10 protein-coding genes are annotated in these 13,356 nt (G+C 72.0%); 8 read left to right on the top strand and 2 right to left on the bottom strand.

The genetic code is table 11. The features are described from left to right. The first annotated feature begins 110 nt into the window (after positions 1-110). Complete coding sequence (locus HJG45_RS03640; protein WP_171610740.1) at positions 111-539, top strand: organic hydroperoxide resistance protein; 429 nt, start codon at positions 111-113, stop codon at positions 537-539. A gap of 96 nt (positions 540-635) precedes the next feature. Here HJG45_RS03640 and HJG45_RS03635 read toward each other — a convergent pair whose 3' ends face one another. Both HJG45_RS03635 and HJG45_RS03630 read right to left on the bottom strand, forming a co-directional pair. Continuing rightward, complete coding sequence (locus tag HJG45_RS03635; RefSeq protein WP_171610739.1) at positions 636-1,811, bottom strand: aminotransferase; 1,176 nt, start codon at positions 1,809-1,811, stop codon at positions 636-638. Between the two features lie 612 nt (positions 1,812-2,423). Next, the gene (locus HJG45_RS03630; RefSeq protein ID WP_171610738.1) at positions 2,424-3,662 is read right to left on the bottom strand and encodes a CaiB/BaiF CoA-transferase family protein; all 1,239 of its coding nucleotides are present in this window, start codon (positions 3,660-3,662) and stop codon (positions 2,424-2,426) included. Between the two features lie 293 nt (positions 3,663-3,955). Here HJG45_RS03630 and HJG45_RS03625 point away from each other — a divergent pair, with 293 nt between their 5' ends. The 7 genes from HJG45_RS03625 (at position 3,956) to HJG45_RS03595 (ending at position 13,349) form a co-directional block, all read left to right on the top strand. Beyond that, positions 3,956-6,400 carry a glycogen/starch/alpha-glucan phosphorylase gene (locus tag HJG45_RS03625; protein ID WP_171610737.1) on the top strand — a complete coding sequence of 815 codons (2,445 nt, stop codon included), beginning with the start codon at positions 3,956-3,958 and terminating at the stop codon, positions 6,398-6,400. 22 nt (positions 6,401-6,422) lie between these two features. Then, the gene (gene glgC / locus HJG45_RS03620; RefSeq protein ID WP_171610736.1) at positions 6,423-7,694 is read left to right on the top strand and encodes a glucose-1-phosphate adenylyltransferase; all 1,272 of its coding nucleotides are present in this window, start codon (positions 6,423-6,425) and stop codon (positions 7,692-7,694) included. Between the two features lie 2 nt (positions 7,695-7,696). Next, entirely contained in the window at positions 7,697-9,124 is a 1,428-nt protein-coding gene (gene glgA / locus HJG45_RS03615; protein ID WP_171611227.1) for a glycogen synthase GlgA, read from the top strand. A 68-nt stretch (positions 9,125-9,192) separates the two neighbouring features. Continuing rightward, positions 9,193-9,972 carry an ABC transporter ATP-binding protein gene (locus HJG45_RS03610; protein ID WP_171610735.1) on the top strand — a complete coding sequence of 260 codons (780 nt, stop codon included), beginning with the start codon at positions 9,193-9,195 and terminating at the stop codon, positions 9,970-9,972. Then, positions 9,969-10,775, top strand: a complete 807-nt coding sequence (locus HJG45_RS03605; RefSeq protein WP_171610734.1) for an ABC transporter permease — start codon at positions 9,969-9,971, stop codon at positions 10,773-10,775. The genes HJG45_RS03610 and HJG45_RS03605 overlap by 4 nt, the downstream gene beginning before the upstream one ends. Continuing rightward, complete coding sequence (locus tag HJG45_RS03600; protein ID WP_254452273.1) at positions 10,772-12,124, top strand: cytosine deaminase; 1,353 nt, start codon at positions 10,772-10,774, stop codon at positions 12,122-12,124. Before HJG45_RS03605 ends, HJG45_RS03600 begins: the two co-directional genes overlap by 4 nt. A gap of 76 nt (positions 12,125-12,200) precedes the next feature. Then, positions 12,201-13,349, top strand: coding sequence for an aminotransferase class V-fold PLP-dependent enzyme (locus HJG45_RS03595; RefSeq protein WP_171610733.1), 1,149 nt, complete (start codon positions 12,201-12,203; stop codon positions 13,347-13,349). Positions 13,350-13,356 lie beyond the last annotated feature (7 nt).

Below are 13,356 nucleotides of genomic sequence, written 5' to 3'. Positions count from 1 at the left end.
AGCGGACCGGTCGCGGGGGCGCCATGCGTCGCGTGGCGGGGGGACGGCCGATGGTGGAACCTTGTCCCAGGGCGGGCATTCTTGGCCGTCATCCATCAGGGAGAAAGCGCATGCCCGTCGACGTGAAGTACCGGACCAGCGCGACCGCGACCGGTGGCCGCGACGGCTCGGCGCGAACCGAGGATGGCAGCCTGGAGCTACGGCTGGCGACGCCGAAGGAGCTCGGCGGCGGCGGTGGCCCGGGCAACAATCCGGAGCAGCTCTTCGCCGCCGGCTATGCCGCCTGCTTCATCGGCGCGATGAAATTCGCCGCCTCGCAGGACGGCACGGCGAAGGTGCCGGACGATGCGACGGTGAAGGCGACGGTCGGCATCGGCCCGCGCAGCGAAGGCGGCTTCGGCCTCGATATCGGGCTGGACGTGACGCTGCCCGGCGTGCCGCGCGACCAGGCCGAGGCGTTGGTCGAGAAGGCGCACCAGATCTGCCCCTATTCCAATGCCACCCGCAACAATATCCCCGTGCGGCTGAAGGTCGTTTGATACCGATGGACCAGTCCGTCGATCGATCCGAGGCCCCAAACGAGTTCCCTCGCGCGGTCACGCATCAGGGGCGTTGATGGAAGGGCGCCGCGGGGCTCAGCCCGCGGCGAGCCGCGCCGGGAGTTCGGCGATCGCCTCTTCCCCGGCATTGGCGAAGGCGAGGCGCAAATGCCGCTCCTGGCCCGGCCCGAAGAAGGGGCCGGGCAGGCCGAGCAGCCCGCGCTCCACCGCCAGGCGCTCGGCAACCGTCAGGGCGGCCGGCCCTTCCTCCGGCACGCGGAGATAGGCGAAGTAGGCGCCGAGCGCGTCCAGCCGCCAGCCGGGCAGTTGCGCGACCGCGGCGCGGAACTGTTCGGCGCGTCCGGCCATCAGCGCGCGGTTGCCGGCGCGCCATTCCGCCAACGCCGGCACCGCCCAGGCGAGGGCGGCCTGCGCCGGCCGCGGCGCGCAGATCTGCCAGGTATCGAGCGCCTTCATCAGCGCCGTGCGCAGTCGCGGCCCGGCCAGGACGGCGCCGAGGCGATGCCCCGGCACGCAATAGGCCTTCGAGAAGCTGTAGAGATGCACCACCCTGTCGCGCCAGCCGGGATCCTGGAACAACCGGTGCGGCGGCAGCGCCGAGGCGGGCAGGAAGTCGCGATAGGTCTCGTCGATCACCAGCCAGGCGCCATGCCGCCGGCAGAGCGCGGCGCAGGTCTCGATCATCGCCGGGGGATAGATCGCGCCGGTCGGATTGTTGGGCGTGACCAGCACCAGGGCGCGCGCCCCACCGGCGAGCAGCGGCGCCAGCCGGTCGGGATCGGGCACGAAGCCGTCCTCGGCGCGGCAGGGCAGGGGCACGGCCGGGATGCCCTGCATCGCCAGCGCCATGCGGTGGTTAAAGTACCAAGGCGTTGGCAAGATGACGCCGCCCTCGCCGCCCGCCGCCAGCACCGCCATCACCATGGAGAAGGCGAGGTTGCAGCCGGCGGTGATCGCCACATCCGCCGCGGCCAGCGGGGCGCCGTAGACGGCGGCGGCATCGGCGGCCAGGGCGTCGCGCAGCGCCGGATCGCCGTCGATCGGGCCGTAGGTGGCGGCGGCGCGGCTGCCGCCGGCCTCGGCCAGGCGTTCGAGCAGCGAGGCGGGCGGCGGGTAGCCTGGCACGGCCTGGGTCAGGTCGATGGCCGGCCCGGCGCCGCCGGCATAGCGCGTCGCCCAGGCGCGGGCGGCGGGGATGGGGGGCGCGTCGGTGGCCTCTATGCGGGGCGAGAGGGGCAGGGGCGCTGGCATGGCCGGACCCTTCCATCCGGGGCGAGGCGCGTCCAGCGGCAGGGCCAGCGAATCGGCGCGTCAGGCCCCGGCGATCAGCGGCTGGGCTTGTGGCCGGGCCTCCTCAGCCGCGCCCGGCAATGCGGGCATGGGCGGCGGCGAGGCTGCGCGAGCCGATGGTGCTGCCGCCCCGCATGTAGTGGCGCTCGGGACGGTAGCGCCGGGGCTGCACCCAACCGGAGAGGAGCAGGAGGCACCGGCGGAGCGGGGAAGGCCGGGCCGGCGCCCCCTGCGGCAGGGTTGAAATGCCAGAGGCGTATGATGAAGCCGCGAGCATCCGAGACCTCAAATCCAATGCTTTATACATTGAACAATCCGTGAGCCCTGTCAACACGGAAACGTGAGTTCCCTGCCTTCGCTTCTTGGCGCCAATCGCCTCGATGTCGCAACGATATAGCGCGCGTCGGGCTGGCGCGCTGTGCGATTCCGCATCAAGAGCGGGGCGCGGGTGCACAAAAACAGTCGAGGTCGATGCGATGTCGGATCGTGCGCGCGCTGTGGATGCAGCGGTGGTGCGGCGGCCTGCCGGAGGAAAGAAGGGGGCGGCGGGCCATCCCCCTCCTCGGTGCGGCCTCAGCCTCGCCGGATGACGCGGCGCTCGGCCAGGGCGGCGATCTCCTCCGGGGCGTAGCCGAGTTCGGCCAGCACCTCATCGGTATGCTCGCCGAGTCGCGGCGGATGCCGGCGGATGCTGGCCGGCGTCGCGGCGAAGCGGGTCGGCGGCCGGGCCATGCGCAGCTCCCCCTCGCTCGGATGCTGCAGCGGCTGGAACAGGCCGACGCCCGCGATCTGCGGATGCGCCGGCAGGTCCTCGATGGTCGAGAAGGCGGTCGCCGGGATGTCGTGCTCCTCGCAGAGCGCCAGCCATTCCGCAGTGGTGCGGCCGGGGGCGATCGCGGCCACCGCGGCATAGACTCGGTCGATCTGGGCATTGCGCTTCACCGGGTCCTCGACCGAGAGCTCCTCGATCAGCTCCTCCCGCCCCGCCGCGCGGAAGAAGGCGCACCAATTGGCCGAGCTGTAGGGCAGCAGGGTCATCCAGCCATCCTTGGTCGGGACCGGCTTGCGGTGCTGCAGGCGCTTGTAGCCGGGCTCGCCGATCGGCGGCGTGAAGGCATGGCCGCCCTGGTGCTCGACCGCGACGAAGGCGGCCATGGTCTCGAGCATCGGCACCTCGACGAGCTGCGCCTCGCCGGTGCGCTCGCGGTGCAGCAGCGCCGCCAGCACGGCCGAGACCAGCGCCATGCCGGTGATCTTGTCGGCGACCAGGGAGGGCACGAAGCGCGGCCGCCCCTCCTCCTGCCCGACGATGTCCGCCAGGCCCGAGGCGGCCTGGATGATCTCGTCGAAGGCGGGGCGGGCGCGGTGCGGCCCGTCCTGGCCGAAGCCGGTGGCGACGGCGAAGACCATGCGCGGGTTGAGCGCCCGGCACTGCTCCGGCCCGAAGCCGAGCCGCGCCATGCCGGCGGGGCGGATATTGGTGACCAGCACGTCCACCGTCGGGATCAGCCGCCGCAGGACGGCGGCGCCTTCCGGCGTCTTCAGGTCGAGCGCGACCGAGCGTTTGTTGCGGTTCACGCCGAGGAAGACGGAGGCCATGCCGCGGTTACGGAACACGCCGGAATTGCGCACCAGGTCGCCGCTGGTCGTCTCGATCTTGATCACCTCGGCGCCCCAGTCGCCGAGCGTCTGGGTGGCGAGCGGCCCGAGCACCACGGCGGTGAGGTCGAGCACGCGGATGCCGGCCAGCGGGCCGCCGCCGGCCGGGCTTCCGCTCACCGGCTTCCCGTCGCCTTGCGCCTGTGTCGACATGCCGTTTCCCCTCCTGCGTGCTGTCCTGCGAAGGCTAGATCGATCGCGGCCGGGCGGAAACGCCCCGCCGGTCGGCCGAGGCCGCCAGCTCTCGCCATGCCGGCCTGGACGACGCCGCGCCCGCGGGCCAGGGTCGCGCGGGTGGAGCGGCGCCGGCGGTGCCGCAGCGACGGAAATCCGCCAGGGCACCGCTTTTGCTTCAAACAGCCGTAACGTTCGGGCAGTTAGAGAGGCGGGATGGGGCGGCTCGGCCCCTTTCAGGCGAAAGGCAGCGCGACCCAGTGACTGATGCCATGCAGACACAAGACCAGGCCGGCGATGCGTCGGCCCTCCGCGACGCCATCGTCCGCAAGCTGACCTATGAAATGGGCAAGAGCCGGAGCGGCGCGCGCGACCGGGACTGGTTCCTGGCGACCGCGCTGGCGGTCCGCAACCGGGTCATCGACCGCTGGCTGGAGGCGACGCGGGCGGCCTACGAGCAGGGCGAGAAGCAGGTCTACTATCTCAGCCTGGAATTCCTCGTCGGCCGCCTGCTGCGGGACAATGTCAGCAATCTCGGCCTGCTCGAGCCGCTGCGCGAGGCGCTGCAGCCACTCGGCGTCGATTTCGACACGATGCGACAGGAGGAGCCGGACGCGGCGCTGGGCAATGGTGGCCTCGGGCGACTGGCCGCCTGCTTCATGGAGAGCCTCGCCAGCCTCGGCATACCGGCCTTCGGCTACGGCATCCGCTACGAGCACGGGCTGTTCCGCCAGATCCTGCGCGAGGGCTGGCAGCACGAATACCCCGAGGACTGGCTGACCTTCGGCAACCCTTGGGAATTCGCCCGGCCCGAGATCGCGCACGATATCGGCTTCGGCGGCTCGGTGGAGGCGGTGCGGGTCTCGGAGGAGGAGGTGCGGCATGTCTGGCACCCGGCCGAGACGGTGCAGGCCGTCGCCTACGACACCCCGGTGGTCGGCTGGCGCGGCCGGCACGTCAACACGCTGCGGCTCTGGTCGGCCCGGGCGCTCGATCCGCTGAAGCTCGAGGCCTTCAATTACGGCGACCATGTCGGCGCGCTCGCCGACCGGGTGCGGCAGGAGGCGATCAGCAAGGTCCTCTACCCGTCTGACGAGTCCCCCGCCGGGCAGGAGCTCCGCCTGCGGCAGGAGTATTTCTTCACCTCGGCCGCGCTGCAGGACCTCGTGCGGCGGCATCTCCGGGTCTATGGCGACCTGCGCTCGCTGCCGGACAAGGTGGCGATCCAGCTCAACGACACCCATCCGGCGATCGCGGTCGCCGAGCTGATGCGCATCTGCGTCGACCTGCACGGCATGCCCTGGGACGAGGCCTGGACGGTGACGCGCGGCTCGATCAGCTACACCAACCACACCCTGCTGCCCGAGGCGCTCGAGAGCTGGCCGGTGCCGCTGATGGAGCGGCTGCTGCCGCGCCACATGCAGATCATCTACCTGATCAACGCCCACCACCTCGATTCGGTCCGCGCCCGCTGGCCGGGCGACGTGCGGCTGTTCTCCTCCGTCTCGCTGATCGAGGAGGGGCATGGCCGGCGGGTGCGCATGGGCCATCTCGCCTTCGTCGGCTCGCACAAGGTCAACGGCGTCTCCGCCCTGCATTCGGAGCTGCTGAAGAAGACCGTCTTCCGCGATTTCCACCAGCTCGCGCCCGACCGCATCGTCAACAAGACCAACGGCATCACCTTCCGCCGCTGGCTGCAACAGTCCAATCCCGGCCTGACCGGCCTGCTGACCGAGGCGGTGGGGCCGGAGGTGCTCGATGATGCCGGGCTGCTGGAGGGGCTGGCGAAGCAGGCCTCGGATGCCGGCTTCCGGGACCGCTTCGCCGCGGTCAAGCGCAGCAACAAGGAGGCGCTGGCGGCGCTGATCCGCCAGCAGCTTGACCTCCGCGTCGATCCCGACGCGATGTTCGACGTGCAGATCAAGCGCATCCACGAATACAAGCGACAGCTGCTCAACATCCTCGAGACGGTCGCGCTCTATGACGCGATCCGCTCGCAGCCGCATCTCGACTGGGCGCCGCGGGTGAAGATCTTCGCCGGCAAGGCGGCGGCGAGCTACCACCGGGCCAAGCTGATCATCAAGCTGGCGCATGACGTGGCGCGGGTGGTGAACGACGACCCGACGGTGCGCGACCGGCTGAAGGTCGCCTTCCTGCCGAACTACAACGTCTCCCTCGCCGAGACCATCGTGCCGGCGGCCGACCTCTCCGAGCAGATCTCGACCGCGGGGATGGAGGCGTCTGGCACCGGCAACATGAAGCTGGCGCTGAACGGCGCGCTCACCATGGGCACGCTGGACGGCGCCAATGTCGAGATCCTCGAGCATGTGGGCGAGCCGAACATCTTCATCTTCGGCCTGACCACCGAGGAGGTGGAGGCGCGGCGGCGCGACGGCACGCATGGCATCGCGGCCGTGCAGGCCTCGCCGCGGCTCGGCGAGGTGCTGGAGGCGATCGAATCCGGCGTCTTCTCGCCCGACGACCGCGGCCGCTACCGCGAGCTCATGGGCTCGATCCGCGGCCACGACTACTTCATGGTGGCCTCGGACTTCGACAGCTACTTCCAGGCGCAGCGCCGCGCCGATGCGCTCTGGGGGGACCGGGCCGGCTGGATGCGCAGCGCGGTCCTCAACACGGCGCGGGTCGGCTGGTTTTCCTCTGACCGCACCATCGCCGAATATGCGAGGGAGATCTGGAACGTCCCGGTGCGCCGCTGACAGGCTGCCGGAGGGAGGAACGATGCCGCAATCCCACCTGCGCAGCGAGGGGCCGCTCGCCCGCACCGCCATGGCCTTCGTCCTCGCCGGAGGCCGCGGCAGCCGGCTGATGGAGCTGACCGACAAGCGGGCGAAGCCCGCCGTCTTCTTCGGGGGGAAGTCGCGCATCATCGACTTCGCCCTCTCGAACGCGCTGAACTCGGGGGTGCGGCGCATGGCCGTCGCCACCCAGTACAAGGCGCACAGCCTCATCCGGCATCTGCAGCGCGCCTGGACCTTCCTCCGGCCGGAGCGCAACGAGAGCTTCGACATCCTGCCCGCGAGCCAGCGCGTCTCGGAGCACAACTGGTATCTCGGCACGGCGGACGCGGTGTACCAGAACATCGACATCATCGAGGACCTGGCGCCGCGCCACATCGTCATCCTGGCCGGCGACCACGTCTACAAGATGGATTACGAGGTGATGCTGCAGCAGCACCTCGACCGGCGCGCCGATGTCACGGTCTCCTGCATGACGGTGCCGCGCGCCGAGGCCTCGGCCTTCGGCGTGGTCAAGGTCGACGCCGCCGACCGGATCGTCGACTTCATCGAGAAGCCGGCCAATCCGCCCGGCCTGCCGGACGCGCCCGAGAGCGCCTTCGTCAGCATGGGCATCTACGTCTTCGAGACGCGGGTGCTGATCGAGCAGCTTCGTCGCGACGCCGCCGACCCCGCCTCGTCGCATGATTTTGGCAAGGACATCATCCCTCGCATGGTCCGGGAGGGCTCGGCCCAGGCGCACCGATTCGAGGAAAGCTGCGTCCGCTCCGCGATGGAGATCTCGCCCTACTGGCGGGATGTCGGCACCGTCGATGCCTATTGGGAGGCGAATATCGACCTCACCGATATCGTGCCCCCACTCGACATCTTCGACAAGGACTGGCCGATCTGGACCTATGGCGAGGTGGTGCCGCCGGCGAAGTTCGTCCATGACCAGGCCGGCCGGCGCGGCGAGGCGATCTCCTCCCTGGTTTCGGGCGGCTGCATCGTCTCCGGCGCCGCCGCCCGCCGCTCGCTGCTCTTCACCGGCGTCCGCCTGCATTCCTATGCGCAGATCGAGGGTGCGGTGCTGCTGCCCGGCGTCGATGTCGGCCGGCATGCGCGGCTGCGCAACGTCGTGGTGGATCGCGGCGTCCATATCCCGGAGGGGCTCGTGGTCGGCGAGGAGCCGGCGCTCGATGCGCGGCGGTTCCGACGCACCGACCGGGGCATCTGCCTCGTCACCCAGGCGATGCTCGACCGGATCGAGGCATGACGCTGCGGGTCCTCGCCGTCGCCTCCGAGGCCTATCCCCTGGTCAAGACCGGCGGCCTGGCCGATGTGGTCGGGGCGCTCCCGGCGGCGCTGGCGACGGAGGGCATCGACGTCACCACGCTGCTGCCCGGCTATCCGGCGGTGATGCAGGCGGTGGGCGATGCGCCGGTCGTCCTCACCCTCTCCGACCGCTTCGGCCCGGCCCGGCTGCGCCGGGCGCAGGTCGGGGCGCTCGACCTGCTGGCGCTCGAGGCGCCGCATCTCTTCGACCGCGCCGGCAACCCCTATGCCGCGCCGGGCGGCGGCGACTGGCCGGACAATGGCGAGCGCTTCGCCGCGCTCGGCCTGGCCGCGGCGGAGGCGGCGACCGCGCTCGGCGTCCAGGCGATGCATGCGCATGACTGGCAGGCCGGACTGGCTGGCGCCTATCTGCGGCATCTCGCGCCACGGCAGGTTCCGACCGTCTTCACCATCCACAACCTGGCCTTCCAGGGGCAATTCCCGGCCGCGCTCTTCCCGCGCCTTGGCCTGCCGGGGGAGGCCTGGAGCACCGAGGGCGTGGAGTATTTCGGCAGCCTCGGCTTCCTCAAGGCCGGGCTCTGGTATGCCGACCGCATCACCACCGTCTCGCCCAGCTATGCCGCCGAGATCCGCACGCCGGCCGGCGGCATGGGGCTCGACGGGCTGCTGCGCGGCCGCGCCGCGGTGGTGAGCGGCATCCTGAACGGGCTCGACGATGCGGCCTGGGACCCGGCCACCGACCCGGCGCTTGCCGAGCGCTTCAGTCTGGCCGCGCCCGGGCCGCGCGCGGCGAACAAGCCCGCGTTGCAGGGGCACTTCGGCCTGCTGCCCGATCCGGCGGCGCCGCTCTTCGCCTTCGTCGGTCGCCTCGCCTGGCAGAAGGGCATGGATCTCATCCTCGAGGCCTTGCCGGCGCTGCTCGAGGCGGGGGGCCAGCTCGCCATCCTCGGCACCGGCGAGCCGGCGCTCGAGGCACGATGCCGCGCCGTCGCCGCGGCGCATCCCGGCCGGGTGGGCGCGGCGATCGGCTTCGACGAGGCGCTGGCGCGGCTCTGCTATGGGGGCGCCGACGCGGTGCTGGTGCCCTCGCGCTTCGAGCCCTGTGGCCTCGCCCAGCTCTGCGCCCTGCGCTACGGCGCGCCGCCGATCGTCGCCCGCACCGGCGGGCTGGCCGATACGGTGATCGATGCCAATGAGGCGGCGCTGGCGGCGGGCTGCGCCAGCGGCCTGCAATTCCCCCCCGGCGACGCGGCGGCCCTGGCCGGCGCCCTGGGGCATGCCGCCGCGCTCATCACTGATGCCGCGGCCTGGTCGCGCATCCGCGCCAATGCCATGCGCTGCGACGTCTCCTGGCGCCGCTCCGCCGCGCGCTACGCCGCGCTGTTCCGCGAGGTCGCGCGCGCGGCGTGACGGGGGCGGCGCGTTCCGTTCCCTCCCGCGCTGCGGCATGCTGCGCCGATCATGCGCAAGGGGATGGCATGCAGGGTGGCGACGAGACGGGGAGCCTGCTCGTCCTGCGGGGCGTCGGGAAGCGCTACGCCACAGGGACGCTGGCCGTACAGGGGATCGATCTCGCGGTGGCGCAGGGCGATTTCCTCGCCCTGCTCGGCCCCTCGGGCTGCGGCAAGTCCACCCTGCTGCGGCTGATCGCCCGCCTCGCCGCGCCGAGCGAGGGGCGCATCGACTGGCCTCATGGCCGGCCCGGGCCGCGCGACATCGGCTTCGTCTTCCAGGAGCCGACGCTGATGCCCTGGGCCACGGCGCTCGCCAATGTCGCGCTGCCGCTGCGCCTCGCCGGCATGCCGCGGCGCGAGGCGGCGGCGCGGGCCGCCGAGTCGCTCGCCCGGGTCGAGCTTCGGGGCTTCGAGCAGGCCTATCCCCGCACCCTCTCGGGCGGCATGCGCATGCGCGTCTCCATCGCCCGCGCCCTGGTGACGCGGCCGCGCCTGCTGCTGATGGACGAGCCCTTCGCGGCGCTCGACGAGATCACCCGGCATCGGCTGAACAACGACCTGCTCGCGCTCTGGGAGGCGGCCCGCTTTACCGTGATCTTCGTGACCCATTCGGTCTTCGAGAGCGTCTACCTGGCGCGCCGCATCGCGGTGATGGCGCCGCGGCCCGGCCGCATCCATGCCGAGCTCGGCGTGACCGCCCCGGCGCCGCGCGGCGAGGCCTTCCGCACCTCGGCCGAATACGCCGCGCAGTGCCGCGCCGTCTCGGCGACGCTGGGCGAGGCGATGGCGGTCTCCCCGGCATGAGCGGCGCGTCCGGTGGCCAGCGCTGGCTGCGCATCCTGGCGCCGCTCGGCCTCGGCCTGCTGTTGCTGGGCGGATGGGAGGCCTGGCTGCGCCTCGCCGGCATCCCGCCCTATGTCGTGCCGGGGCCGGTCGCCATCGCCGGGGCGCTGGTGGAGGATTGGGCCACGCTCTCCGCCTCGCTGCTGGTGACGCTGAAGATCACGCTGCTCGCCCTGCTGATCGCCGCCTCGCTGGGGCTGCTGCTGGCGGTGCTCTTCGCCCAGTCGCGGCTGCTGGAGCTGTCGCTGTTTCCCTATGCCGTCATCCTGCAGGTGACGCCGGTCGTCGCCATCGCGCCGCTGATCATCATCTGGGTCGACGACGTCACGCTTTCCCTGCTGATCTGCGCCTGGATCGTCGCCTTCTTCCCGATCCTCTCGAACACCACGGTCGGGCTGAACAGCACCGACCACAACCTGCTCGACCTCTTCCGCCTCTACGGTGCCAGCCGCTGGCAGGTGCTGTGGCGGCTGCGGCTGCCGACGGCGATGCCCTATTTCCTCGCCGGCCTCCGGATCTCGGGCGGACTCTCCCTCATCGGCGCCATCGTCGCCGAATTCGTGCTCGGCACCGGGGGGCGCGCCTCCGGCCTCGCCTACCGCATCCTGGAGGCCGGCTACCAGCTCCGCATCCCGCGCATGTTCGCCGCGCTGGTGCTGATCTCGGGGGCCGGCATCGCCATCTTCCTGGCCCTGAGCCTGCTGTCGCAGCTGCTGCTGCGGCGCTGGCACGAGAGCGCCATGGAGAGGGGAGAGCGGCGATGAGCCTGGCGATGGACCGGCTGCGCGGGGCGATCCAGGCCGGCGGCGCCGACTACTGGCTGCGCGATGCGCGGGCGCCGGCGGCGCTGGTCGCCGGGGCGCCGCCCGGGCCTCTGGATGCGCAGGGGCTGGTCCGCCTCGACCTGCGGATCGCCGATGGCCGCATCGCCGCCCTGGCCCCGGCGGGCAGCGCCGCCGAGGGGCCGGATTGCGAGGGCGGCCAGGTCTGGCCCGGCCTGGTCGATGGCCATACCCATCTCGACAAGGGCCATATCTGGCCGCGCCATGCCAATCCGACCGGCGATTTCCTCGGCGCGCTGACCGCCTGCGCCGAGGACCGCGCCGGCTGGACCGATGCCGATATCGAGGCGCGCTTCGACTGGAGCCTGCGCGCCGCCCATGCGCATGGCACGGTGGCGATCCGCACGCATCTGGAAAGCTTCGCGCCGCGCGATCCCGGCTCCTGGCGCGTCTTCCGCCGGCTGCGGGAGCGCTGGGCCGGGCGCATCGCCCTGCAGGGCTGCTCGATCGCGCCGCTCGACCGCTTCCAGGGCGAGGATGGCGAGCGGCTGGCCGATATCGTGGCGGAAGCAGGCGGCGTGCTCGGCATGGTCACCCGCCTCTCGGGCGGGGTGCATGACCGGCTGCCCGATGATTTCCAGCCGATGCTCGACCGCTTCTTCACGCTGGCCGAGGCGCGCGGCCTCGATTGCGACCTGCATGTGGACGAGAGCGGCGAGACCGGCTCCCGCGCCCTGATCGAGATCGCCCGCACCGCCCTGCGGCGCGGCTTCCGCGGCCGCATCCAGTGCGGCCATTGCTGCTCGCTGGCGCTGCAGCCGGAAGAGCTGGCGCGCGCGACCATCGCGGCCTGCGCCGAGGCGGGAATCGCCATCATCGTCCTGCCGATGTGCAACATGTACCTGCAGGACCGCGCGCCCGGCCGCACGCCGCGCTGGCGCGGCGTCACCCTGGTGCACGAGTTCCGGGCGGCGGGCGTGCCGGTCTCCGTCGCCTCGGACAACACCCGCGACCCGTTCTACGCCTATGGCGATCTCGACATGGTCGAAGTGTATCGCGAGGCGGTGCGGATCCTGCAGCTCGACCATGCGGGGGAGGACTGGCCGCGCGCCGCCTGCGCCACGCCGGCCGCCGCCATGGGAATGCCGGAGGCGGGCTGGCTGCGCCGGGGTGTCGCGGCGGACCTGCTGCTGTTTCGGGCCCGCGGCATGACCGAGCTGCTCAGCCGGCCGCAGAGCGACCGGATCGTGCTGCGCGGCGGCCGGGTGCTGCAGGCCGAGCTGCCCGACTGGCGGGAGCTCGACGCCGTGCTCGGCACCGGGCCGGGCTGAGCCGCCCTTGCATCGGCGGGCCAGCGGCCGAGAATGCCGGTGGACGGCATCGTCACCCGTCTGGAAAGGGGACCGCATGCTCGCATCGCAACGCCACCTCTTCGACATCCCGCGCGAGGTTGCCTATCTCAACGCCGCCTCCTGGAGCCCGCTGCCGAAGCCGGTGCAGGCGGCGGGGCATGAGGGGGTCGCGCGCAAGGCGCAGCCCTGGCGCTGGGGCCCGGCGGAGCAGGCCGGCGAGTTCGCCCGCGCCCGCGCCGCGGCGGCGGCGCTGATCGGGGCCGCGCCGGCGGATATAGCCCTCGTCTCCTCGGTCGGCTTCGGCGTCGCCACGGCCGGCAAGATCCTGCCGATCCCGGCGGGCAGCCGGGTGATCCTGCTGGCCGACGACCACAGCGCCCCGACCCTCGAATGGATGCAGCGGGCGCCGGCCGGCGGCTTCGTGACCGAGGCGGTGGCACGCCCGTCGGATGGCGACTGGACCGCGGCGCTGCTCGCGGCGATCAAGCGGCCGGGCGCGGCGCCGCTGGCCCTGGCCTCAATCTCCTCGGTCCACTGGTCGGACGGCGGGCTGGTGGATCTCGATGCGGTGCAGGCGGCGCTGCGGCGGCAGGGGGCGGCGCTGCTGGTCGATGCCACGCACCATGCCGGCGTGCTGCCGATCGACGTGGCGCGGCTCGACCCGGATTTCCTGATCTTCCCGACCTATAAATGGGTGCTCGGCCCCTACGGCCGCGCCTTCCTCTACGTGGCGAAGCGCTGGCAGGAGGGGGTGCCGCTCGAGCAGACGAGCTATTCGCGGAAATCCGTCGCGGCGGAACGGGCGCCCTATTTCGCCGACCTCGCCTTCGCCGAGGGGGCGCAGCGTTTCGACATGGGCGAGCGGGACCATTTCATCTCGCTCGGCATGGCCGCCGTCGGGATGGAGATGATGGCCGCCTGGGGCCATGCCGCCATCGCCGCCCGCCTCGCCATGCTGACCGAGATGCTCGGCGCCGGCCTGGCGGGGCTGCCGGTCGATGTGCCGGCGACGTGGGTGCGGGCGCCGCATGTGCTGAGCCTCGGCTTCCCGCGCGGCATGCCGGAGGGGCTGATCGAGGGGCTGGCCGCGGCGGGCGTGTATGTCGCGCCGCGGCTCGGCCGGATGCGCATCAGTCCGCATGTCTACAACGATGAGGCGGATGTGGAGGCCTTCCTCACCGCCATGCGGCGCCTGCTGCGATAAGCAGGCG

The sequence above is a fragment of the Roseicella sp. DB1501 genome (assembly GCF_013112485.1).
In the GTDB taxonomy this organism is placed as follows: Bacteria; Pseudomonadota; Alphaproteobacteria; order Acetobacterales; family Acetobacteraceae; genus Paracraurococcus.
Note: the sequence above shows the minus strand (reverse complement) of the source record. Positions and strands in the feature narration are given on the sequence as shown.

What these genes read in the sequence shown, in the direction of transcription:
- HJG45_RS03640 (WP_171610740.1), top strand. Translation starts at nt 111, where the DNA reads ATGCCCGTCGACGTGAAGTACCGGACCAGCGCGACCGCGACCGGTGGC.
- HJG45_RS03635 (WP_171610739.1), bottom strand. Translation starts at nt 1,811, where the DNA reads ATGCCAGCGCCCCTGCCCCTCTCGCCCCGCATAGAGGCCACCGACGCG.
- HJG45_RS03630 (WP_171610738.1), bottom strand. Translation starts at nt 3,662, where the DNA reads ATGTCGACACAGGCGCAAGGCGACGGGAAGCCGGTGAGCGGAAGCCCG.
- HJG45_RS03625 (WP_171610737.1), top strand. Translation starts at nt 3,956, where the DNA reads ATGCAGACACAAGACCAGGCCGGCGATGCGTCGGCCCTCCGCGACGCC.
- glgC (WP_171610736.1), top strand. Translation starts at nt 6,423, where the DNA reads ATGCCGCAATCCCACCTGCGCAGCGAGGGGCCGCTCGCCCGCACCGCC.
- HJG45_RS03610 (WP_171610735.1), top strand. Translation starts at nt 9,193, where the DNA reads ATGCAGGGTGGCGACGAGACGGGGAGCCTGCTCGTCCTGCGGGGCGTC.
- HJG45_RS03605 (WP_171610734.1), top strand. Translation starts at nt 9,969, where the DNA reads ATGAGCGGCGCGTCCGGTGGCCAGCGCTGGCTGCGCATCCTGGCGCCG.
- HJG45_RS03600 (WP_254452273.1), top strand. Translation starts at nt 10,772, where the DNA reads ATGAGCCTGGCGATGGACCGGCTGCGCGGGGCGATCCAGGCCGGCGGC.
- HJG45_RS03595 (WP_171610733.1), top strand. Translation starts at nt 12,201, where the DNA reads ATGCTCGCATCGCAACGCCACCTCTTCGACATCCCGCGCGAGGTTGCC.